We start from the raw sequence: 22,291 nt of genomic DNA on the forward strand, positions 1-22,291 counted from the left end.
CCCCCCCCCCCCCCCCCCCCCCCCCCCCCCCCCCCCCCCCCCCCCCCCCCCCCCCCCCCCCCCCCCCCCCCCCCCCCCCCCCCCCCCCCCCCGCGGCCGTAGCCGGGTGGGGCCACGGAGTAGGGTGCGGCCAGATTCGTCTCAGTGAGGTGCTGTCTCGATGCTCGATCGAGGTGTGATGCTCCCCGGCTCGTTCCAGGCCGCCCGCGCCCTGGCCACCACCCGCGTGTTGGAGCCCCCCGACCTCGCGGACGCCTTGGAGATCCTCCACCGCGACCCGGTCGCCAACTCCTTCGTCGCCACCCGGGTCGAGGCCGTCGGTCTGGACCCCTGGCGGCTCGGCGGCGAGATGTGGGGCTGGTACGACGGGGACGGCGCCCTCGCCGCGCTCTGCTACGCCGGGGCCAACCTCGTCCTGGTCGACGCCGGGCCGGAGGCCGTCGCCGCCTTCGCCGAGCGGGCCCGCCGGCAGGGCCGCCGCTGCTCCTCGATCGTCGGCCCGGCCGGGGCCACCGCCGCCTTCTGGGCGCTGCTGGAACGCAGTTGGGGCCCGGCCCGCGAAGTCCGCGCCCACCAGCCGCTGTTGGCCACCGCCGTGCCCTCCGCCGAGATCGCGCCGGACCCGCTGGTGCGGCGGGTGCGGCGGGAGGAGATCGACGCGCTGATGCCCGCCTGCGTGGCGATGTTCACCGAGGAGGTCGGGGTCTCCCCGCTGGCCGGTGACGGCGGCCTGCTCTACCAGGCCCGGGTCGCCGAACTCGTCTCCGCCGGACGGTCGTTCGCGCGTTTCACCGAGGACGGCGAGGTCGTCTTCAAGGCCGAGATCGGCGCCGTCACCGAGGGCGCCTGTCAGGTCCAGGGCGTCTGGGTCGCCCCCGGGTACCGGGGCCGGGGCCTCTCCGAGACCGGCATGGCCGCCGTCCTCGACCTCGCGCTGCGCGAGATCGCCCCGGTGGTCTCGCTCTACGTCAACGACTTCAACCTGCGGGCCCGGGCCGCCTACCGGCGGGTCGGCTTCCGTGAGGTCGGCGCGTTCATGAGCGTGCTGTTCTGAGTCCGCACCCCGGGAATTCGGTTCCGATCTTCGCCCGCGCCGGCGGCCCACGGGTAGTAACGTCCGAGGCATGGATCAGCTGACCGGGGTGACGATCGAGGCCATCGACCTTGCGGCCTGGGCGCCGCAGGCGCTGGAGGTCCAGGCGGTGGCGTTCGGCCTGACGGCCGAGGAGGTCGCCGTCCGGCTGCACATCGTCGGCCGGCACGCCCACCAGCCCGGGGTGATCGCGCTCGGCGCGATGAGCGGCGGCCGGCTGGTCGGCTTCGGCTACGGGATGCCCAACCAGCGCGACCACTGGTGGAGCACGGTGATCGAGCCCTACCTGGACGCACGCGGCCACGACGCCTGGCTGGACGACGTGTTCGCCGTCACCGAGCTGCACGTGCTGCCCGAGTACCAGGGCCAGGGCGTCGGCTCCCGGCTGATCCGCACCCTCTGCGAGCGCTCCGGGCTGGAGCGCAGCATCCTCTCCGCGATCGACGCGGAGACCCCCGCCCGGCGGCTCTACCGGGCGCTCGGCTACCAGGACCTCGCCCGTGCGGTGCGCTTTCCCGCCACGGACCGGCTGTACGCGGTGATGGGGGCCCGGCTTCCGCTGCGCGGGCCGGGCGAGGCGTAGGGCTCGCCCTACAGCGCCCCGGCGAACTCCAGGTAGAGCTCGGCGTCCTCCCGGCGGCCGGCCGCCAGGGCCCGCAGGGCGAGGTCGACGGCCCGGAACAGCGTCCAGCCGCGCAGCCGTTCCCGGTCCACCTCCAGCGCGTCCGCGAGCTGGTGCAGCCGGCGGCGGACGGCCGCGGCCACGCCGGGGGAGCCGACCAGGGTGTCCGCCCGGTCCAGCGCCAGCCGGGCCAGGTCGAAGGCGCGCTCGCCGGCCAGCGGGCGCGGGTCGATCGCCAGCCAGGGCGCTCGGTCGGCGGCGAGCACGTTGCCGTGGTGGAAGTCCCCGTGGAGCAGGAAGGTCTCGGCGGCGGAGCCGGCCAGGCCGTCGGCGGTGTCCAGCGCCTCGGCGATCAGCGGCTCGGCCTCGGCGGCGCCGGGCAGGGCGCGGTGTCCGCGCAGCCGTTCCGCGGTGTCGGCGGTCCGGGCCGCGAGGGTCGGGAACGGGTGGTCCTCGGGCAGGGTGCTCCAGAGCCGGTGCAGCAGGCTGGTCGCCTCCAGCATCGCCTTCGCCTCGGCGAGCGAGCGCAGCGGGATGTCCCCGTGCAGCCGCTCCAGCAGTTGGACGCCCTCGGCGGGGTCGGCGTCCAGCAGCAGGACGGCCCCGCGCCCGGCCCAGTGGGCGAGCGCCGCGTGCTCCAGCGCGGTCTCGGGGGTCCGCAGGCCGGTCTTGAGGACGGCGGGGGAGAGGTCGTCGCGGTGGACGTAGGCGACCAGGCTCAGGCTGCCGCCGGGGTCGAGCACCCGCTCCAGGGTGAGGTCCCAGCGCGCCAGGTGGGCGGCCACCCGCGCGGGCAGCCCGGCCAGCCACTGCCGGCCCGGTTCGCCCTCGCTCGCCGCGACGCCGCGCGCCAGCCAGGCGGGGACGGTGATCTGCGGTGCTGCTCCCGACATGCCGGCCTTCCGGTTGACGCTCCCCCGTTGGTGTTACCCGTCCATTGTCGGCCATGAACGGGAAACCGCAGGTCAGCGCTGCGGGCCCTAGGGAGTGGTGGCCGTGGGGGTGGGGAGGGGCTCGGGGATGCCGGGGAAGGCGGGGTCGGCCGCGCCCCAGCGGTGGGCGCGCAGGGCGCTGTCGCGCAGGGCGTCGGCGGCGGTGCCCCGTTGGGGGCCGGGGACGGCGGCGACCAGGTCGGCGTAGACGGTGGTGAGCCGGGTTTCGAGGTGGGCGGCGAGCTTGGTGGCGCCGGCCGCGTCGGTGACGGCGAACGGGAGCTGGTAGCCGCCGGCGGCGGCGGCCGGGGTGGCGCCGAGGGAACCGATCAGCCGCTGCCAGGCGTCCCGCCGGGCCTCGTGGGCGGCGTAGGCGGTGCGGGCGTCGGTGCGCTGCTGGTCCTCGGGGAGCCGGGCGCCGACCACGCCGTAGCCGTAGACGGCGGCGTGTTCGGCGCCGAGGGCGCCCTGGAGGGCGGTCACCGCTGCGGCGGCGGGGTCGGCCGACGGCCCGGCGGAGGGGGAAGCGGTGGGCTGGTCGCTCGGGGGCGCGGTCGGCGCCTCGGTGGGGGTGGTGGCGGCAGGGGGCGGGGCGACCGGCGGGGTGGTGTCGCCGAGGGCGACGGCGTGCAGCACGTCGGAGGCGGCGACCGAGGCGAGCAGCCGGGCCAGCGGCGGCCGGGCTGCGGCCAGGTCGGTGAGGCGGGCCTGGGCGGTCTGCCGTTCGAGTGCGGCGAGCGCGGCGGGGGTGCCGACCGGCGTTCCGCTCGCTGTCCCGCTCGCTGTCCCGCTCGCCGTCCCGCTCGGCGGCGCGCTCGGTGTCCCGCCCGGGCCGGCCGAGGGCGTGGCCGGGGACGCCGGGGGGATGGAGGCGGCCGGCAGCCCGTAGGCGAGGGCGGCGCGGTGCTGGGCCACCTCGGCCCGGAGCGGCTGCAGCACGGCGGCCTGGGCGCCGCCCGGGCCGGCGAGCAGCGCGTCGTAGCCGGCCAGCAGCGTGTCGGTGGCGGCGATCGAGCGCAGGATGACCGGTTCGTCCGGGTTCGGCAGCGGGCCGCGGTTGCCGGGAGTGGCGTCGTTGCCGCCGTGGGAGCCGGTGCAGGCGGTGAGGGCGGTGAGGGCGAGCAGCCCGAGAGCCAGGAACGTCCGTCGGCTGGGCGGCTGCATGGGTGTCACTCCGGGGCGTGTGCGGGAGGGCGGCCTCCCCGCCTGCCCTTCGTAGGCGTGAATGATTACAGAATCCCCACGATTCCGGGTGGGGATTCGGATCCAGGGACGCCCCGGGAGCGGGTGTGAGCTTGCTCGCAGTGGGTGGCGTGCGCCCGGTCGGGGGTGGTCCGGAATCGGTGGTTCGCGGCTTCACCGGCTAGGCTTTGGGCCGAGCTGCCGTGACCCGGTGTGCGCCGGACCGGCGCCGGAGGGTGCGGAGCGACCTTCTGACAACAGCAGACGCGGCCGAGGAGTCCACCCGGATGAGCACCACCCACACCGACCGGCTGCGCGCGTTGCTGGAGCCGCTGGCCGTGCAGGCCGGTCTGGACCTGGAGGACGTCAAGGTCACCAAGGCCGGCAGCCGCCGCCAGGTGCAGATCGACGTCGACACCGACGGCGGCGTGGACATGGACGCCATCGCCGAGTTCAGCCGGGTGGTCGGTGAGGCTCTGGACGAGTCGGACCTGATGGGCGACGAGCCCTACCTGCTGGAGGTCGGTTCGCCGGGCGCTGAGCGTTCGCTGGACCTGCCCCGGCACTGGCGTCGCGCGGAGGGCCGACTGGCCAAGATCCACCTGGTCGACGGCGGGGAGATCGTCGCCCGGGTGCTGGAGGCGGACGAGGACGGCGCGCTGGTCGAGGTGCAGCCGGTGAAGGGCCGCGGCCGTCCGAAGGAGCGCCGGCTGGCGTACGCCGAGGTGGATCGGGCGCGCGTGCAGGTCGAGTTCAACCGCAAGGACGACAAGCTCCTCGACGAGGCCGCGGACTACGCGGACGACGACGCCTCCGAGGAGGGGGACGACGGTGCGCTGTGACCTGCGCACCGCCCGGACCATGACGAACGTGACGAAGAAAGACGAGGAGGCGTAGCCGTGGACATCGACATGAGTGCCCTGCGCACGCTGGTCAACGAGAAGAACATCCCCTTCGACCTGCTGGTCGAGTCCATCGAGTCCGCCCTCCTCACCGCGTACCACCGCACCGAGGGCTCGCGCCGCCGCGCCCGGGTGCACCTGGACCGCAAGTCCGGCCACGTCACCGTGTGGGCGACGGAGGACCCGGCCGAGCTGGACGAGGGCGTCGAGCCCAAGGAGTTCGACGACACCCCGAACGGCTTCGGCCGGATCGCGTCCAGCATCGGCATCCAGGTGATGATGCAGCGCCTGCGCGACGCCGCCGACGACCAGACCTTCGGCGAGTACGCGGGCAAGGAGGGCGACATCGTCACCGGTGTCGTCCAGCAGGGCAACGACCCGAAGAACGTGCTGGTCGACATCGGCAAGCTGGAGGCCATCCTGCCGCCGCAGGAGCAGGTCCCGGGCGAGGACTACCGGCACGGCACCCGGCTGAAGTGCTACGTCGTGGCGGTGCGCCGCGGTGTGCGCGGGGCCTCGGTGACGCTGTCGCGGACGCACCCGAGCCTGGTGAAGAAGCTGTTCGCGCTGGAGGTCCCGGAGATCGCGGACGGCAGCGTGGAGATCGCGGCGATCGCCCGTGAGGCCGGCCACCGCACCAAGATCGCGGTCTGGTCGCGCCGGGCCGGGCTGAACGCCAAGGGCGCCTGCATCGGCCCGATGGGCAGCCGGGTGCGTGCGGTGATGGGCGAGCTGCACGGCGAGAAGATCGACATCGTCGACTGGTCGGAGGACCCCCGGGAGATGGTCGCCGCGGCGCTGTCCCCCGCACGGGTGACCAGCGTGGAGATCGTCGACCTGGCCCAGCGTTCCGCCCGGGTGATCGTGCCGGACTACCAGCTGTCGCTGGCGATCGGCAAGGAGGGGCAGAACGCCCGCCTCGCCGCCCGCCTCACCGGCTGGCGGATCGACATCCGGCCGGACACCGAGGGCCAGCCCGAGGACGGCGGTCGGGACACCGACCGCTGAGCGCGGCGCTGACCGGCCGTTCGCCCCGTCAAAGCCCCCCGCCGTTCCGCCCGGGATCGGCGGGGCGGCGCCATGTCCCTTCGGAGGGGTAGACTTGCCTTCGTCTGGCCGGACGCACGTCCGAGCACGCCCGGAACGCACCTGCGTGGGCTGCCGCAAGCGAGCGGCCAAGCACCAGCTGTTGCGTGTCACGGCGGTCGAGGGCGTCTGCGTCCCCGACCCCCGTGGCGCACTGCCGGGCCGGGGCGCTCACCTGCACCCCGATCCGGCCTGCCTCGACCTCGCGGTTCGCCGTCGGGCGTTTCCCCGGGCCTTCCGCCTCCAGGGGACGCTCGACACGGAGCGGCTCCGCGAGTTCATCGGGGAGCGGACCGTCGACACCCCGGCGCCCTGAGTCCCTCAGGCCGCCCGGTGGGGCGACGCCCGCAACGGCCGCCGCTCAGTGCGGCGGGAGAACCACCGCAACAAGCACGGTTCGCGGGCAGCCGCGTGCCGTGTCACCAGTCAGGTACCTCGCGATGTGGAAGTAGGTCGAGATTGCGATGAGCTCTCGATGAGTACGCGATGAGTACGCGATGGGTACGCCCATGAAGTAGCGACGGTCCGGCGGACGAGACACCCCGGACTCATAGACAGGAGTGAAGTGGCTAAGGTCCGGGTTTATGAACTCGCCAAGGAACTTGGCTTGGAGAGCAAGGCCGTCATGGCCAAGCTCACCGAGCTCGGTGAGTTCGTCCGTTCGGCGTCCTCGACGATTGAGGCGCCGGTCGTACGTAAGCTGACTGACGCGCTTGGTGTGGCCCCCACCGGTGGTGGTTCCGCTGCCAAGCCGGGCCCGCGCAAGAGCGCGGCGCCCCAGCCCGCGGGTGGCTCCGCCGCCGCGGGTGCACCCAAGCCGGGTGCTCCGACCCCGGGTCCGCGCCCCAGCGCGACCCCTGGTCCCCGTCCCACCCCGGCCGCGGCTCCCGCGGCCCCTGCGGCCCAGGCCGCGCCCGCCGCCCCGGCGGCCCCCGCCGCCGCGAAGCCGGCGGGTGGCCCGACCCCGGGTCCGCGCCCGGCGGCGCGTCCCGCCGCTCCGGCGGCCCCGGCCGCGCCCGCGGCCGAGTTCTCCTCGCCGGCTCCGGCCGGTGACACCCCGCGTCAGGCTCCGCAGGCCTCGCAGGCTCCGCAGGCCCCGCAGGCCTCGCGTCCGGCCGGTCCCGCCGCCGGCGGTGCCCGTCCGGGTCCGCGTCCGGCCGGCCCGCGTCCGGGCAACAACCCGTTCACCTCGGGCAGCGCGACCGGTATGGCCCGCCCCGGCGACCGCCGGCAGGGCGCGCCGGGTGCGCGTCCGGCCGGTCAGGGCGCCCCGGGCGGCGACCGTCCGCGTCCGGGCGGCGACCGTCCGCGTCCCGCCGGTGCTCCCGGTGCCGACCGTGGCGCCCCGCGTCCCGGTGGCGACCGTCCGCGTCCCGCCGGTGCTCCCGGTGCCGACCGTGGCGCCCCGCGTCCCGGTGGCGACCGTCCGCGTCCCGACGGCATGCCGCGTCCGGCCGGTCCGCGCCCCGGCGCCCCGTCCCCGTCCGGCATGCCGCGCCCGAACCCGGGCATGATGCCGCAGCGTCCGGCTCCGGGCCCGCGTCCGGGCCCCGGCGGCCGTGGCCCCGGTGGCCCCGGTGGCCGTCCGGGTGGTCCGGGTGCCGGTGGCGCCCGTCCGGGCTTCCAGGGTCGTCCGGCCGGTCCGGGCTCGCGTCCGGCCGGTGGCGGCGGCTTCGGCGGTCCGCGTCCCGGTGGCGGTGCCCCCGGTGGTGGCGGCGGCTTCGGCCCGCGTCCCGGTGGTTTCGGTGGTCGTCCCGGCGGCCCGGGTGCCCGTGGTGGCACGCAGGGCGCCTTCGGTCGTGGCCCGGGCGGTCGCCCGGCGCGTGGCCGCAAGTCGAAGCGGGCGAAGCGCCAGGAGTACGAGGCCATGCAGGCCCCGTCCGTCGGCGGTGTGATGCTGCCTCGCGGCAACGGCCAGACCGTTCGCCTGTCGAGCGGCGCCTCGCTGATGGACTTCGCGGAGAAGATCAACGCCAACCCGGCCGCGCTCGTCTCCGTCATGTTCAACCTTGGTGAGATGGTCACCGCGACGCAGTCGGTCTCCGACGCGACCCTCGAGCTGCTGGCCGGCGAGATGGGCTTCATCCTGGAGATCGTCAGCCGCGACGACGAGGACCGCGAGCTGCTGGAGTCGTTCGACATCGACTTCGGTGCGAACGAGGGCGACGAGGACCAGCTGGCCCCGCGCCCGCCGGTCGTCACCGTCATGGGTCACGTCGACCACGGTAAGACCCGCCTGCTGGACGCCATCCGCAAGTCCAACGTGGTGGCCGGCGAGGCCGGTGGCATCACCCAGCACATCGGTGCCTACCAGGTCGTCACCGAGGTGAACGGCGAGCAGCGCCCGATCACCTTCCTCGACACCCCGGGTCACGAGGCGTTCTCCGCCATGCGTGCCCGTGGTGCCAAGTCCACCGACATCGCGATCCTGGTGGTCGCGGCCAACGACGGTGTCATGCCGCAGACGGTCGAGGCGTTGAACCACGCCAAGGCCGCGGGTGTGCCGATCGTGGTCGCCGTCAACAAGATCGACGTCGAGGGCGCCGACCCGACCAAGGTCCGCGGTCAGCTGACCGAGTTCGGTCTGGTGGCGGAGGAGTACGGCGGCGACACCATGTTCGTCGACATCTCCGCGCGCCAGGGCCTCAACATCGAGCAGCTGCTGGAGGCCGTGGTCCTCACCGCGGACGCCTCGCTCGACCTGCGGGCCAACCCCGAGCAGGACGCGCAGGGTATCGCCATCGAGGCCCACCTCGACAAGGGCCGCGGCGCCATGGCGACCGTGCTCGTGCAGCGCGGTACCCTCCGCGTCGGCGACTCGATCGTGGTCGGCGACGCCTATGGCCGCGTCCGCGCGATGCTGGACGAGAACGGCAACAGCCTCGCCGAGGCCGGCCCGTCCCGCCCGGTGCTGCTGCTCGGTCTGACCTCGGTGCCCCGCGCCGGCGACAGCTTCATCGTCGTCGACGAGGACCGCACCGCCCGTCAGATCGCCGAGAAGCGCTCGGCCCGCGACCGCAACGCCGCCTTCGCGCAGCGTCGGGTCCGGGTGTCCCTGGAGGACCTGGACAAGGCCATCGCCGCCGGCGAGATCGAGCAGCTCAACCTCATCATCAAGGGTGACGTCTCCGGTTCGGTCGAGGCCCTCGAGGACGCCCTCGTCAAGCTGGACGTGGGCGAGGAGGTCGAGCTCCGCATCCTGCACCGCGGTGTGGGTGCGATCACCGAGTCCGACGTCAACCTGGCGATGGGTTCGGACGCCATCATCATCGGCTTCAACGTGCGCGCCGAAGGCCGTGCGCGTACCGCGGCCGACAAGGAAGGCGTGGACGTCCGGTACTACTCGGTCATCTACCAGGCGATCGAGGAGATCGAGAACGCCCTCAAGGGCATGCTCAAGCCCGAGTACGAGGAGGTGCGCCTCGGCTCCGCGGAGATCCGCGAGGTGTTCCGCTCCTCCAAGTTCGGCAACATCGCGGGTGTCATCGTCCGCGAGGGCCTGCTGCGCCGCAACGCCAAGGCCCGCCTCATCCGCGACGGCAAGGTCGTGGCGGAGAGCCTCACCATCGAGGGTCTGCGCCGCTTCAAGGACGACGCGACCGAGGTCCGCGAGGGCTTCGAGGCCGGTGTCACCCTGGGGTCGTTCAACGACATCAAGGTCGAGGACATCATCGAGACCTACGAGATGCGCGAGAAGCCGCGTTCGTAGTCGGTGAAAGCCGGGGCCGGTCGACGGGTGGTATTTCCGTCGACCGGCCCCGGTCTCGCTGTGTAGGGTCCGGGGTAGTCGAGATGCAGCAGCGTTCAGACGTAGCACCGGCAGCCCGGTTCCGGGCTGCCCCCCCGAGGCCTTCCAGGTCGGCGAGACCTGTCATACATGTTCGTGGGAACACTCACCTTCGACCTGCTGTTGGGCGACGTCCACTCGCTCAAGGAGAAGCGTTCGATCGTGCGGCCCATCGTGGCCGAACTGCAGCGCAAGTACAGCGTGTGCGCTGCCGAGACCGGGAACCAGGATCTGCACCGCAGGGCCGAGATCGGCCTCGCGGTGGTGGCCGGCGATGCCGGGTACGTCACCGAGATCCTGGACAGCTGTGAGCGGTTGGTCGCCGGCCGCCCCGAGGTGCAGCTCCTCTCCGCGAGGAGGAGGTACCACAACGACGACGACGAATGAGAGCCGTGGAGACGATCGGCGGAAGTCGCCGTTCTCACACGGATCAGGACCCAGAGCGCCCGCAAGGCCGGGCGCGGGCCGGTACTTTGGGGCGTGGGCCCCGAAGGGTGCGTAGCTCACCCGAATGCCGGACCCACTGCACGAGGAGGCAACGTGACCGACACCGCAAGGGCGCGCAAGCTCGCCGACCGCATCCAGGTGGTCGTCGCCCAGACCCTGGAGCGGCGGATCAAGGACCCGCGACTGGGGTTCGTGACCATCACCGACACCCGGGTGACCGGGGACCTGCGCGAGGCCACCGTCTTCTACACCGTCTTCGGCGACGAGACCGAGCGCGAGGCCACGGCCGCCGCGCTGGAGAGCGCCAAGGGCGTGATCCGCTCCGAGGTCGGCAAGATCGGGGTGCGCTTCACCCCGACGCTGACCTTCGTCGCGGACGCGCTGCCGGACAACGCCCGGAACATCGACGACCTGCTCGACCGGGCCAAGGCCATCGACGCGGCGGTGCGCACCACCGCCGCGGGCGCGACCTACGCCGGCGAGGCGGACCCGTACAAGGTTCCGGCGGCCGAGCGTGACGACGAGGACGAGTAGTCATGGCGGGTGAGCCGGCGAAGGCCGCCTCGCGAGCCGGTTCGACCACGGGGGCGTCTTCCACCAGCACGGTGGAGGACGCCCTCGTGGCGCTCCCGGGGCCGCGCACCGAGGAGAGCGGTTTCGAGCTGCTCTGGCAGCAGGTGGTGGCGGAGATCGGGCGGGCCCGTTCGATCGACCTGATCTGCCACATCTGCCCGGACGGCGACGCCCTGGGCTCCTCGCTGGCGGCCGCGCTGGCGCTGCGCGGGCTCGGCAAGCGGGTGCGGGTCTCCTTCGGCGACGACCCGCAGATCGTGCCCGAGTCGTTGGCCTTCCTGCCCGGCCAGGAGCTGATCGTGCCGGCCGTCGAGGTGCCGGACGTCCCCGAGCTGGTGCTCTGCTTCGACGTGGCCGCGGAGAGCCGGCTCGGCCTGCTGCACGGCAAGGCCTTCGCCGCGCCGGTGCTGGTGGTGATCGACCACCACGCCTCCAATCCGGGCTTCGGCACCCACCAGCTGATCGACCCGACCGCGCCGGCCACCGCCGTCCTGGTCGACGAACTGCTGCGCCGGCTCGGCGTCGAACTCGACCAGGACCTGGCCACCTGCCTGTACACCGGCGTCGCCACCGACACCGGTTCGTTCAAGTACCGGGCCACCACGCCCGCCACCCACGAACTCGCCGGGCGGCTGCTGGCCACCGGCATCCGGCACGACCTGATCTCCCGGCAGCTGTGGGACACCTCCTCCTTCGGCTACCTCAAGGTGCTCGCGGGCGCGCTCGACCGGGCCGTCTACGAGCCGGACGCGGCCGGCGGGCTGGGCCTGGTGTGGACCTGGGTGCCGTACCAGGACCTGGTGCTGTTCAGCGTCACGGTCGAGGAGATCGAGGGGCTGATCGACATCCTGCGCCGCCCGGCCGAGGCCGAGGTGGCGCTGGTGCTCAAGCAGGACCCGGACGGCACGCTGCGGGGCTCCTCGCGTTCCAAGGGCGCGGTGGACGTCGCCGCCGCCTGCGCGGAGCTGGGTGGCGGCGGGCACGTCTTCGCGGCCGGGTTCAGCGCCCGGGAGGACGTGGCCGCGGTGGTCGAACGGTTCCGGAGCGCGCTGCGACCGGTACGTTGATCATCTCTTGACCGCTTTTTAGAGAAAGAACTTGATGAAGCGCAAAGGCACCGGCCCGGACGGCCTGGTGATCGTCGACAAGCCCGAGGGCATCACCTCCCACGGGGTCGTCGCCAAGCTGCGATGGCTGGCCGGGACGCGGAAGGTCGGGCACGCCGGCACGCTCGACCCGATGGCCACCGGCGTACTGGTGATCGGCGTCGAGCGGGCCACCCGGCTGCTCGGCCACCTGATGCTCACCGCCAAGACGTACGAGGCGACCGTCCGGCTCGGCCAGACCACCGTCACCGACGACCGGGAGGGCGAGGTCACCGCGTCCGCCCCGGCCGACGGGGTGACCAGGGAGGCGATCGACGCCGGGATCGCCGCGCTCACCGGCGAGATCATGCAGGTGCCCTCCAAGGTCAGCGCGATCAAGATCGACGGCAAGCGGTCGTACGCGCGGGTGCGCGAGGGCGAGGACTTCGAGCTCGCGGCCCGGCCCACCACGATCCACTCCTTCACCGTGCACGGGCAGCGCGCGGCGCTCGCCGAGGACGGCACGCCGGTGATCGACCTGGACGTGACCGTCGAGTGCTCCTCCGGCACCTACATCCGGGCGCTGGCCCGTGACCTGGGCGCCGGGCTCGGCGTCGGCGGTCACCTCACCGCGCTGCGGCGCACCAGGGTCGGGCCGTACTCGGTGGAGTCGGCGCGCACCCTGGAGCAGTTGGAGGCCGCGGTCACCGGCGAGTCCCCGACGGGGCTGCAGGTGCTGCCGATCGGGGAGGCCGCGGCCGCCGCCTTCCCACGCTGGGACCTGGACGAGTCGGCGGCGGAGAAGCTGTCGCACGGTGCCCGGCTCAAGGCGCCCGGGCTGGGCGTGGACGGGCCGATCGCGGTGTTCGGGCCGGACGGGCGCTTCCTCGCGCTGGTCGAGGAGACGGACGGGCAGGCGAAGCCGGTCGCGGTCTTCGTCGGCTGACGCCCCGCAGCGCACGCGTCACCCCCGTCGGGAGTCTTCCGGCGGGGGTTTCGCTCGTTCGGGGGGCGTCCCGGGAGGGGCTTCGCTCGTTCAGGGGGTGTTCCGGCGAGGTCCGGGGGTTCGTTCCGGCGAGGGAGGGGTCACCCGCCCGGGGGAGCGCGCGAGGTGAACGCCCGTGGTGAGCGGCGCAGGCGCGGTGGGGCCGCCTCCCGGGCGGGCAGGCTCCCCGGCGGCGAGCAGGTCGCCGTGACGAGCCCGCCCCCGGGCCGTCCGGCCTGCGGGGAGGGCAGTGCGAATGCCGGGATTCCTGGACGGCGACGGCGTGGCGGGAGATCCGGGGCGGTACCTGCTGCGGATCCGCGACCTCAACGGGCGACTGCACGGCTTAGGGTTCGTCGCCGACCCGCAGGGCACCGTCCTCACCGCCCACGAGAGCGTCACCGGCCTGGACCGGATCGTCCTGCACACCCCCGGCGGGCAGACCAGGGTGCTCGGCCCGGACGCCGTCCTGCCGCTGCCCGAGCACGGGCTCGCCCTGCTGCGCACCGACGCGGTCGGCGGGCTGCCCGTGCCGCCGCTGCCCGTCGCGGCCCTCGGGGCCGGGCGCGCGGTGCTGCTGCCCGCGCTGGCCGGCGAGGACGGGCGGGTGGTGGCGCTGCGCTGCGGTCTGCTCGGTGCCGCCGGTGCCGGGTGCGGCGGGGTCGGCGGGGTGCTGCTGCTCGACCCGCCGGTGGTCGCCGGCGTCGTGGTGCCGGCCGGTTCGCCGGTGCTGGACGCCCGCAGCGGCGCCGTGGTGGCCCTGGCCGTGCCCGCGCTGCGCGGGCCGCAGCACGGCGGCGCGCTCCCGGCGGTGCCGGCCGGCGGCGGCGCGGTCGCGGTCGTCCCGGCGCTGGCCGAACTGCTGGCGCGCAACGGCGCGGCCGTGCCCGGCTACGGGCCCGCGCTCAACCTGGCCGGCGTGCTGCGGCTGACCGCGGCCCAGCTGGCCGCCGCCGGGGCCGGCCCGGGCCGGGTGGCCGGGCTCGCCGCCGACCGGGTCGACCGGCCCGACGGACTGGCCGGGGACGAGCCGCAGGCCACCGTCACCGCCCTGGTCGGCGCCCCCGGCAGCGGGCGCTCCACCGAACTCGCCGCCCTCGCCGCCCGCCGCGCCGGCGGCGCCCGGCCGCTGCCCACCCTCTGGCTGCGCGGCGCCGACCTGCGCGCCGAGGACCGCTCGCTCGCCGCCCCGGTGGAACGGGCCCTGGCCGCCGTCGCGGCCGAGCTGGGCATCCCGGCGCCCGCGCCGGAACCGGTGGCGGCGCTGTGCGCGGCGGCCGGGCGGCCGCTGCTGGTGGTCCTGGACGGTCCCGAGGAGGCCCCGGCGCCGCTGGACCCGCGCTGGCTGCGCGGCGCGGGGGACTGGCTGACCGGCTGCGGGGCGCGGCTGCTGACCGCCTGCGGCGAGGAGGCCTGGGTGCGGCTGGCGGCCGAGAAGTGGGGCAGCGGCACCGGCCACGCCCGGTACCCGGACCCGCCGGAGCCGGGCGGCGACCTGGCCAGCGCCCCCACCGTCCGGATGGACGGCGGCGGCCCGGGCGCCCCCAGCCTCGCCGGGCACCGGCTCGGCCCGCTCCCCGCCGAGGCGGCCGAGCGGGTACGCCGCCGCTACGGGCTGCCGCCGGGCTGGCCGGCCGACGCCGACGCGCGGCACCCGCTGGCCGTCCGGCTGGCCGGCGAGCTGTGGGCGGAGGGCCTGCGCGGGGAGCCGGCCCGCCGGGGCGAACTGTTCGCCGCCTACCTGGACCTGCGTTGCCTGCGGGTGGCCGGGCGGCTGGTCGAGGACGGCCGGCAGCGCCGCCCGGGCGCCCACCGCCGGAGCTCCGCCCGCCCGGCCGGGCCCTCCCACGGGCGGGTGCGGCGGCTGGCGGCCGCGGTGGCCGGACGGGTGCACGAGGCGGCCCGGCGGATGCTCGGCGCCGGGCCGGGCGGCCTGGGCCGGGCCACCTTCGAGGAACTGTTCCCGGCGGCCGGCGGCTGGGCCACGGCCGTCCTCGCCGAGGGCCTGTTCGTCCCGGCCGGGCCCGGATTCCGGTTCGCGCACGGGGAGTTCGCGGACTGGCTGCAGGGCCTGCACCTGGACCTGGACGCCGCGCTGGGGCTGCTGCTCGGCGAGGCCGCGGACACGCCCTCCTCACCCGCGAACGGGCTGGAGGGCGCGCCAGCGGAGGGCTCCCCGCGCGGCGTCCCCCGGCACCGGATCGGCCCGGTCGCCGCCGCGCTGCGCCGACTGGCCGAAGCCTGGGGCGCACCCGCCCTGGACCCCTGGCTGCACCGGCTCTGGCGCGCCCTGGACCTGCGCCCGCCCGGCAGCGAACCGGCCTGGTGGGCGGGCCGGCTGCTCACCGCCGGGCTGGCCGCCAGCCCCGATCCGGCCGAACACCGGGCGCTGCTCGACCAGTTGGCCGGTCGGATCGCCGAACGGGCGGTCGCCGAGGGCGGGTTGGACGCGCTCCCGGCGGACGGGCTCGGCTCGTTCGGCCCGGCGTTCTGGACCGGCCTCGGCCTGCCCGCCGAGACCGAACTCGCGCTGCTGCGCCGCCTGGTGGCCGCCGACGGGCCCGGGCAGCCGTTCCTCGGCGCGGTGGCCGAACGGCTGCGCGCCGACCCCGTCGCGGTGTTCCCGCTGCTCTGCGCCTGGTTCGACGATCCGCGCGGCCTGCCCGGCCGCCCCGGACACACCGTCGCCGACCTCGCCCACGACCTGCTGCACGCCCACCGCCGGCTCGCCCTGGACGAGTTGGCCGACGCCCTGGCCGACGCCGCGCACCCGAGGGCGGACGCACTGCTCACCGTGCTCGCCACCGAGGAGCCCTCCGCGCTCTGCCGGGCGGTGGACCGCTGGAGCCACGACGGGCGACCCGAGCGGCACGTCGCCGCCGCCGTGCACGCCCTGCACGCCGCCCCGCACGCCGTCGGCGCCGCCGCCGGACTGCTGCGTTTCACCGCGCTGACCCTGCTCGCCCGCGAGGACGAACCGGGCCTGCACGGCGCCGCCCTCGCCCTGCTGGTCGGCGACCCGGCGACCAGGGCCGAGCACCTCCCCGCCGCGCTGGCCCTGCACCGGGCGGGCGGCGACGCCTTCCTCACCCCCAGGGCGCTGGCCCCCGCCCTGGAGAGCGACCCGGAACCCGTCCTGGCCGCGCTCGCCGACCGGCTGGCGGCCCCCGGCGCAGCCGCCGCCGAGACCCTGCGGGTGCTCGCCGACGCCCGCACCCCGGTGGCCACCCGGCGGGGCGCCGAACTGGCCGCCCGGCTGCTGCGCGAGCACCCGGCCCTGGCCGGCCCGGTCGCCGTCGACTACCTGGGCCGCCGCCTGGAGCGCGCCGCGACCGGCGGCCCGGCCGCCCGGCTGGAGCTGCGGGTGCTGCTCGGCGGCGCGCTGGCCGCCCGGACGGCGGGCGTGCGGAGGCCGTTCGCCCAGGTGCTGTCCGTCCCGGTGGCCGACCCGGCAGCGGACGCGCTGCGCTGCGAACTGCTGGACACCCTGCTCGCCATCGAGACCGACCCGGCGGTGCTGACCGCGGCCGTGGAGCGGCTGGCCGAGCACTGCGCGGCCGAGAACCCGGCCCGGGCCCGCGCGGTGCTGGCCCGGGCGACCCCCGGCCTGCCGCGCGCGGACGAACTGCTGGTGCGCTGGGCCGGCCGCTCGGCGGCGTTCGCGCAGCTGCTCGCCCAGTGGCCGCGGGACGCCGCCCCGACCGCGCCGGACGGTCCCCGGCTGGCCCGGATGCGGGCCCTGGCGGCGGCCGGCCGCGACCCGCAGTACGCGGCCGCCGAGGCGGAGCGGACCGTGCCCGGGCGCGCCGCGCACCCGCCGGTGCGCCCAACCCGTATTCCGGTGCCGGAGCAGGAGCAGGCGCATGGCACGCTATAGGGGTTCGGGTTTGAGCGTTTGAGCGTACAGAGGGTACGCGCCGTACGGAACAAGGAGCGGTCAGGGTGCAGCGCTGGCGTGGCTTGGAGGAGATCCCCGCTGACTGGGGACGCAGCGTCGTCACCATCGGCTCGTTCGACGGGGTGCACCGCGGGCATCAGCTGATCATCGGTCGGGCGGTCGAGCGGGCCCGCGAACTCGGCCTCCCCGCAGTGGTGGTGACCTTCGACCCGCACCCGCGCGAGGTCATCCGCCCGGGCAGCCACCCGCCGCTGCTCGCCCCGCAGGCGCGCCGCGCCGAGCTGATCGCGGGCCTCGGCGTGGACGCGGTGCTGGTGCTGCCGTTCACCCCGGAGCTGTCCCAGGAGTCGCCGGAGACCTTCGTCCAGCAGGTCCTGGTCGACGCCCTGCACGCCCGGGCCGTCATCGAGGGCCCCAACTTCCGCTTCGGGCACCGGGCCGCTGGGGACGTCGCGCTGCTCACCGAGCTGGGCCGCTCGGCCGGCTTCGACGTCGAGGTGGTCGACCTCCAGGTGAGCGGCGCCGCCGGGGCCGGCGAGCCGTTCTCCTCCACCCTGACCCGGCGGCTGGTCGAGACCGGCGACATGGCCGGCGCCGGCGAGGTGCTGGGCCGCCCGCACCGGGTCGAGGGCGTGGTGGTGCGCGGCGCGCAGCGCGGCCGCGAGCTCGGCTACCCCACCGCCAACGTCGAGACCGTGCCGCACAGCGCGATCCCGGCCGACGGCGTGTACGCGGGCTGGCTGACCGCCGACGGCGAGCGCATGCCCGCCGCCATCTCGGTCGGCACCAACCCGACCTTCGACGGCACCGCCCGCACCGTCGAGGCGTACGCCATCGACCGGGTCGGCCTGGACCTGTACGGGCTGCACGTGGCCGTGGACTTCCTGGCCTACCTGCGCGGGATGGAGAAGTTCGACTCCATCGACGCGCTGCTCGACCGGATGGCCGACGACGTCAAGCAGGCCCGCGAGCTGACCGACGGCGTCTGAGCACTGCCGCAGCACGGGGAAGGGCCCGCCGACCTGGTCGGCGGGCCCTTCGGCGTCACTGCGGGGGCTGCGGCGGGTGGCCGTAGCCGGGCGGCGGCTGGTAGCCGTCCGGCGGGGACGGCGAGGTGGGCTGGGACGGCGGGGCGGGCTGCGGCGGCTGGCCCTGGGCGGGCGGGTAGCCGTAGCCCGGGCCCGGCTGCGGGGCCGGCTGCTGCTGGGCGCCCGGCTGCGGCCAGGCCGTGGGGGCGGGCGGCTGCTGCGGGTAGCCGTAGCCGGGGGGCGGCGGCGGGGCCTGGCCGGGCTGCGGCGCCCACGGCGCCCCGGGGGCGGGCTGAGCGGCCTGACCGGCCTGACCCGGATACGGCTGTGGCTGCGGTTGTGGCTGCGGCGGGTACGGCGTGGCCTGCGCCTGCTGCTGCCACCCGGACTGCTGGGCGGCGGCCTGCTGGGCCCGGACGATGTCCTCGCCGACCAGGGTGGCCAGCTCGAAGTAGGCCTCGCGGACCTTGGGCCGCATCATGTCGAGGTTGACCTCGGCGCCGGCCGCCAGGCTCTCGTCGAACGGCACCACGATCACCCCGCGGCAGCGGGTCTGGAAGTGCGCGACGATGTCCTCGACCTTGATCAGCTTGCTGGTCTCGCGCACCCCGGAGACCACCGTGATGCTGCGTTGCACCAGGTCCGCGTAGCCGTGCGCGGAGAGCCAGTCCAGGGTGGTCGAGGCACTGGAGGCGCCGTCCACGCTGGGGGTGGAGACGATGATCAGCTGGTCGGCGAGGTCCAGCACCCCGCGCATCGCGCTGTACAGCAGGCCGGTGCCGGAGTCGGTCAGGACGATCGGGTACTGGCGGCCCAGCACGTCGATGACCTGGCGGTAGTCCGAGTCGTTGAACGTGGTCGAGACCGCCGGGTCGACGTCGTTCGCCAGGATCTCCAGGCCCGAGTTGAGGTCCTGCGAGGTGAACTGACGGATGTCCATGTAGCTGCGCAGGTGCGGGATGGCCGTCACCAGGTCGCGGATGGTCGCGCCGGTCTGGCGCTTGACCCGGCGGCCCAGGGTGCCGGCGTCCGGGTTGGCGTCGATCGCGATCACCTTGTCCTGGCGCTCGCTGGCCAGGGTCGCGCCGAGCGCGGTGGTGGTCGTGGTCTTGCCGACCCCGCCCTTGAGGCTGATCACGGCGATCCGGTAGCAGCTCAGCACCGGGGTGCGGATGATCTCCAGCTTGCGCGACTTCTCGGCGGCCGCCGCCTTGCCGCCGAACTGGAACCGCGGCTGCTGGCGCTGCTGCTTGGGCTGGCTGCGCAGCAGCCGGTCCGAGGACAGCTCGACCGCGGCGGTGTAGCCGAGTGGCGCACCGTGCGCCACGGGCGGCTGCGGGGCGGCGGAATGCGGGAACGCGACCGGCGGCGGTGCGACGGCGCTCTGCGGCGGCCACGGCTGCACCCCGCCGGACTGCTCGTGCGGCGAGCCCGGCAGCAACGGCTGGTACTCGTGCGGCTGGGGCTGGGCCGACTGCGGGTAGGCGGGGGGCTGCGGCCAGCCGCCCTGGCGCGGATCCACCGGCGCGGACAGCGGGGCCGGCTGCTGCGGCTGTGCGGGCTGCGGCTGGGCGGCGGCCTGCTGGGCGGCCCACGCGGCGGCGGACTGCGCGTCCTGCGGCGGCAGCGGCTGCTGCGGGGGCAGGTGCTGCGCGGGCGGCTGCGGGTACGTCTGCGGCGGGACCGGCTGGGCGGGCTGCGCCGGCGGCGCGGCCGAGACCGGGGCCGGGTGCGGCGGCTGCGGGGCCGGGGCGGGCTGCGGCTGCGCCGGGACCTCCGCCGGCCAGCCCGGGGCGACGGCCGGTGGCTGTTCGAACGCGGGGGCGGGGGCCTGGGCAGGGGCGGACGCCGGGAACGGGACGTGCTGCGCCCCGGCCTGGACGGGCTGTGCGGGCGGCACGGGCGGCACGGGTACGGGCTGCGCGGGCACGGGCGCCTGAGCCGGCGTCGGGGCCTGGGCGGGCACCGGCGCCGGAGCGGCGGCCTGCGGAGCCTGCGCCGCCGTCGGAGCCTGCAGGACCGGGGCCGGGGCCGTCGGAGCCTGCACCGCCGGGGCCGCCGAGGCGTCCGTCTGCACGTACCAGGACGGGGGAGTGTAGTCGGGCGCGTCGGACCAGTCGTCGTCGTCCTCTGCCGCGTTGTCGCCGACGTAGACGCCGTCCCGATCGCTGCTCACTAGGGCTCCCTCGTGTTCGCCGCCGCTTGTTCAGCGGTGCCGTTGCCGCATCAAAGACTAGGCCGTGCGGCAACCCCCGTTGAAGGCGGCGTCGGATCCGGAGCGGCCCCCCGGGCCCGGCGCCGCCGCTCAGTCCATCCGGCGCGGACCGCCGAGAACCTGCTGCTCGGCCTGCCCGGCCACGGCCCGCACGTACTGGCGCCGCATCCGGGTGGCCCACAGCGTGAGGTCGTCGCCGAGGGTGGGCAGCGCGGCGACGTCCTCCGGCGGGAGCGACAGCACCCGGCCGGTCAGCTCCGCCTCCTGTGGGGAGACCCGCTGCACGCCCACCAGGTCGGCCGCGTTGAGCACCCGGGCCGCGTTCGGGCCCAGGTACGGCAGCAGGGTCAGGGTGGTCTGCCAGGGCGCGGCGGAGAGCCGGCTGCGCGGCGGGCGGGCGCCGAGGTCGCGCACGACCAGGACCGGTGAGGCCACCGAGGCGCCCTGCGGGCCGAGTCGGCCGACCTGGTGGACCGTCACGCACGGCTGCCCGCCGCCCGCGGCCTGCGCCAGCGGGCCCCACAGCTGCCCGCGCGCGGTCTCCACCGCGACCCGGGCGCCGATCGCGGCCGCCCGCAGCGCGATGACCTGCGCCGTCCACACGCCGCCGACCAGCACCAGGTCGTACGCGCTGGGCCGGAACAGGCCGAGCACTGCGGGCAGCCCCTGCGGGTCGACGCCGATCACCACGCCGTCGTCGCCGACCGGGAAGGCCAGCGCCCCGAGGTCCGCGGCGTCGAGCACGTGCTTCTCCCGGCGCGGGCCGCGCAGCCCGAAGCCGGGCAGGATCCGGGACCGCGCCCGGGGCCGTTCGGCGCCGTGCTGCGGGCCGGGGGCCGGATAGGTCTGGTACGCCATCAGGACGCTCCTCCCAGCGGCAGGGTGGCGAGCACCCCGGGGGCCTGCTCCAGGTCGAGCCGGACCAGGCCGAGTCCGGCGCCCTGCGCCCGCGCCTCCACCTGGCGGCCGACCTGCGTCACCTCGCTCTCGCTGCGCCCGGTCACCCGCAGGTGCCCGCTGACGGTCACCGAGCCGCCGGTGCCGCGCCCGGCGGTCAGGCTGAAGGTGCTGGCCAGCGCGGGGGAGCCGGTGACCAGGTTGACCAGGTCGGGCGCGGCGATCCGGCCGGGCGAGCCGCCGGGGCGGCTGAGCTGCGGCCAGCGGGAGATCCAGTAGGTGCTGTGCCAGCGGTCGTCGATCCGCCAGAACCGGCTGCCCTCCTGGGTGCGGCGGGTGGTGCCGCCACCGCTGCCGGTGCCCTGGCGCCCGGCCACCGCGAGCGGGTTGGCGCAGGTGGAGATGGCCAGCGCGGCGATCAGCTCGCGCTCGTCCAGCACGGTCGCGTTGAACCCTGCGCTGTTGAGCCGCCCGGCCAACTGGTCGGTCACCCGTTGCAGCGCCTTGCGGGCGCCCTCCTCGCCGCCGCCGCGGGCCCGGACGGCGGCCGCGGCGCGCTCCGGGTCGAGCTTGAGCGCCACCCAGGTCAGCCGCAGCCCGGGGGTGGCGGTGCCGTCCGGCAGCTCGCGGTAGGCGCGGGCGGCCAGCGACTGCTCGGGCAGGTGCGGGGCCGGGGCCGGCTGGGTGTGCTGGACGAGCTGCACCGACTCCAGGGTGATGTCGTCGACCTGGAGCGCCGAGCAGATCACGTCCAGGGGCAGCGGCAGCGCGGTGCGCACCGGGCGCAGCGGCTGGTCCTTGGCCTGGACGAGCAGCACCGAGCTGAGGAAGGTGCCGTCGCCGACCATGCCGGTCTCCCGGCGGACCGGGCGGCCGCCCAGGTCGGCCTCGGTGGCGTGGGTGCAGGTGCGCAGCGCCGGTTCGAGTTCCAGGGCGGGGGCCAGTGCCGGGTCGGTGCCGGCCGGCGGCAGCGTGCCGCGGGCCCGCCGGCGGCGGGACTTGAGGGCGGCGCGCACCCGTAGCAGTTCGGGGATGGTCCGGCCGCGCAGCGGGATCACGGCGAGCACCACCAGGACCAGCGCGACCGCGCCGAAGCCGGCGGCGACCGGCCGGCTGATCGTCCAGCCCACCGCGGCCAGCGCGGCCGCGACCTCGACCAGGACGAGCTGTTGGAGTCTCAGCCGCCCGCCGAGCAGCCCGGGCCGGGGGTTGATCCGGAGCAGGACGGGCCCGCGACCGCCTTCGTCACGGCCGCTGCTCTCGCCGACGGGCGGCAGTGGCTGCCCGGGCGCGGTCCCGGGCGCGGGGCCGCCGCGCTGCGCCCGGCCGGAGCGGCGCGACCTCCCGCCCGTTGCCGGTCCGCGGCGTCCTGGAGCGGTCTGGCTTGGCATCCCCCGGGTGACCCTCTCTGATCAGTTGCCGCGGCCCGGCTGGCCGGTGCGCGGACCGTACCCGTACCGTACTCACCGTCTGCTGCCGCATCGTAGAGGGTTCGTACGGGTTCCCGCCCGGCGGGTGCGGGGGGCGGTGCAGGCCGGTCCGACAGTGTCTGACGAGGG

Annotated in this window: 17 protein-coding genes; 12 read left to right on the forward strand and 5 right to left on the reverse strand. The window is 75.8% G+C overall.

What is annotated here, in order from left to right:
• The first annotated feature begins 178 nt into the window (after positions 1–178).
• Positions 179–1,054 carry a GNAT family N-acetyltransferase gene (locus AC07AL_RS36145; RefSeq protein ID WP_350885688.1) on the forward strand — a complete coding sequence of 292 codons (876 nt, stop codon included), beginning with the start codon at positions 179–181 and terminating at the stop codon, positions 1,052–1,054.
• Between the two features lie 70 nt (positions 1,055–1,124).
• Positions 1,125–1,676 carry a GNAT family N-acetyltransferase gene (locus AC07AL_RS36150; RefSeq protein ID WP_063347629.1) on the forward strand — a complete coding sequence of 184 codons (552 nt, stop codon included), beginning with the start codon at positions 1,125–1,127 and terminating at the stop codon, positions 1,674–1,676.
• A gap of 8 nt (positions 1,677–1,684) precedes the next feature.
• Here AC07AL_RS36150 and AC07AL_RS36155 read toward each other — a convergent pair whose 3' ends face one another.
• Complete coding sequence (locus AC07AL_RS36155) at positions 1,685–2,608, reverse strand: aminoglycoside phosphotransferase family protein (protein ID WP_363624957.1); 924 nt, start codon at positions 2,606–2,608, stop codon at positions 1,685–1,687.
• An 87-nt stretch (positions 2,609–2,695) separates the two neighbouring features.
• Positions 2,696–3,130, reverse strand: coding sequence for a ferritin-like domain-containing protein (locus tag AC07AL_RS36160; protein ID WP_478319437.1), 435 nt, complete (start codon positions 3,128–3,130; stop codon positions 2,696–2,698).
• 986 nt (positions 3,131–4,116) lie between these two features.
• On the opposite strand from AC07AL_RS36160, the gene rimP reads away from it, so the two are divergent.
• The 10 genes from rimP (at position 4,117) to AC07AL_RS36210 (ending at position 17,581) form a co-directional block, all read left to right on the forward strand.
• Positions 4,117–4,671: a ribosome maturation factor RimP gene (gene rimP / locus AC07AL_RS36165; protein ID WP_350885651.1), complete on the forward strand. Its 555-nt coding sequence runs from the start codon at positions 4,117–4,119 to the stop codon at positions 4,669–4,671.
• Between the two features lie 57 nt (positions 4,672–4,728).
• Positions 4,729–5,739 (forward strand): transcription termination factor NusA, encoded by a 1,011-nt coding sequence (nusA, locus tag AC07AL_RS36170; RefSeq protein WP_063347626.1) that lies wholly within the window; start codon positions 4,729–4,731, stop codon positions 5,737–5,739.
• A gap of 145 nt (positions 5,740–5,884) precedes the next feature.
• A complete protein-coding gene (locus tag AC07AL_RS36175; RefSeq protein ID WP_063347625.1) occupies positions 5,885–6,133 on the forward strand; it encodes a YlxR family protein in 249 nt (82 codons plus the stop codon).
• A 249-nt stretch (positions 6,134–6,382) separates the two neighbouring features.
• A complete protein-coding gene (gene infB, locus AC07AL_RS36180; protein ID WP_400989458.1) occupies positions 6,383–9,526 on the forward strand; it encodes a translation initiation factor IF-2 in 3,144 nt (1,047 codons plus the stop codon).
• 168 nt (positions 9,527–9,694) lie between these two features.
• Positions 9,695–9,991 carry a DUF503 domain-containing protein gene (locus AC07AL_RS36185; protein WP_063347622.1) on the forward strand — a complete coding sequence of 99 codons (297 nt, stop codon included), beginning with the start codon at positions 9,695–9,697 and terminating at the stop codon, positions 9,989–9,991.
• A 153-nt stretch (positions 9,992–10,144) separates the two neighbouring features.
• A complete protein-coding gene (gene rbfA, locus AC07AL_RS36190; protein ID WP_350885658.1) occupies positions 10,145–10,585 on the forward strand; it encodes a 30S ribosome-binding factor RbfA in 441 nt (146 codons plus the stop codon).
• Between the two features lie 2 nt (positions 10,586–10,587).
• Complete coding sequence (locus AC07AL_RS36195) at positions 10,588–11,691, forward strand: DHH family phosphoesterase (protein WP_363586518.1); 1,104 nt, start codon at positions 10,588–10,590, stop codon at positions 11,689–11,691.
• 34 nt (positions 11,692–11,725) lie between these two features.
• Positions 11,726–12,655: a tRNA pseudouridine(55) synthase TruB gene (gene truB / locus AC07AL_RS36200; protein WP_363586519.1), complete on the forward strand. Its 930-nt coding sequence runs from the start codon at positions 11,726–11,728 to the stop codon at positions 12,653–12,655.
• Positions 12,656–12,950: 295 nt separating this feature from the next.
• Complete coding sequence (locus AC07AL_RS36205) at positions 12,951–16,571, forward strand: serine protease (protein ID WP_478319431.1); 3,621 nt, start codon at positions 12,951–12,953, stop codon at positions 16,569–16,571.
• A gap of 65 nt (positions 16,572–16,636) precedes the next feature.
• Positions 16,637–17,581, forward strand: a complete 945-nt coding sequence (locus AC07AL_RS36210) for a bifunctional riboflavin kinase/FAD synthetase (RefSeq protein ID WP_363586521.1) — start codon at positions 16,637–16,639, stop codon at positions 17,579–17,581.
• A gap of 55 nt (positions 17,582–17,636) precedes the next feature.
• Here AC07AL_RS36210 and AC07AL_RS36215 read toward each other — a convergent pair whose 3' ends face one another.
• The 3 genes from AC07AL_RS36215 to eccE form a co-directional block, all read right to left on the reverse strand.
• Positions 17,637–19,796: a MinD/ParA family ATP-binding protein gene (locus AC07AL_RS36215; protein WP_478319432.1), complete on the reverse strand. Its 2,160-nt coding sequence runs from the start codon at positions 19,794–19,796 to the stop codon at positions 17,637–17,639.
• Between the two features lie 129 nt (positions 19,797–19,925).
• Positions 19,926–20,693 (reverse strand): hypothetical protein, encoded by a 768-nt coding sequence (locus AC07AL_RS36220; RefSeq protein ID WP_363586523.1) that lies wholly within the window; start codon positions 20,691–20,693, stop codon positions 19,926–19,928.
• Positions 20,693–22,123: a type VII secretion protein EccE gene (gene eccE / locus AC07AL_RS36225; RefSeq protein WP_478319433.1), complete on the reverse strand. Its 1,431-nt coding sequence runs from the start codon at positions 22,121–22,123 to the stop codon at positions 20,693–20,695. Before eccE ends, AC07AL_RS36220 begins: the two co-directional genes overlap by 1 nt.
• Positions 22,124–22,291 lie beyond the last annotated feature (168 nt).

It is taken from the genome of Kitasatospora sp. NPDC043949 (assembly GCF_056435365.1).

Excerpts from the sequence above, each read along its gene's own strand:
- AC07AL_RS36145 (WP_350885688.1), top strand. The coding sequence starts at position 179 with ATGCTCCCCGGCTCGTTCCAGGCCGCCCGCGCCCTGGCCACCACCCGC.
- AC07AL_RS36150 (WP_063347629.1), top strand. The coding sequence starts at position 1,125 with ATGGATCAGCTGACCGGGGTGACGATCGAGGCCATCGACCTTGCGGCC.
- AC07AL_RS36155 (WP_363624957.1), bottom strand. The coding sequence starts at position 2,608 with ATGTCGGGAGCAGCACCGCAGATCACCGTCCCCGCCTGGCTGGCGCGC.
- rimP (WP_350885651.1), top strand. The coding sequence starts at position 4,117 with ATGAGCACCACCCACACCGACCGGCTGCGCGCGTTGCTGGAGCCGCTG.
- AC07AL_RS36185 (WP_063347622.1), top strand. The coding sequence starts at position 9,695 with ATGTTCGTGGGAACACTCACCTTCGACCTGCTGTTGGGCGACGTCCAC.
- AC07AL_RS36195 (WP_363586518.1), top strand. The coding sequence starts at position 10,588 with ATGGCGGGTGAGCCGGCGAAGGCCGCCTCGCGAGCCGGTTCGACCACG.
- truB (WP_363586519.1), top strand. The coding sequence starts at position 11,726 with ATGAAGCGCAAAGGCACCGGCCCGGACGGCCTGGTGATCGTCGACAAG.
- AC07AL_RS36205 (WP_478319431.1), top strand. The coding sequence starts at position 12,951 with ATGCCGGGATTCCTGGACGGCGACGGCGTGGCGGGAGATCCGGGGCGG.
- AC07AL_RS36220 (WP_363586523.1), bottom strand. The coding sequence starts at position 20,693 with ATGGCGTACCAGACCTATCCGGCCCCCGGCCCGCAGCACGGCGCCGAA.
- eccE (WP_478319433.1), bottom strand. The coding sequence starts at position 22,123 with ATGCCAAGCCAGACCGCTCCAGGACGCCGCGGACCGGCAACGGGCGGG.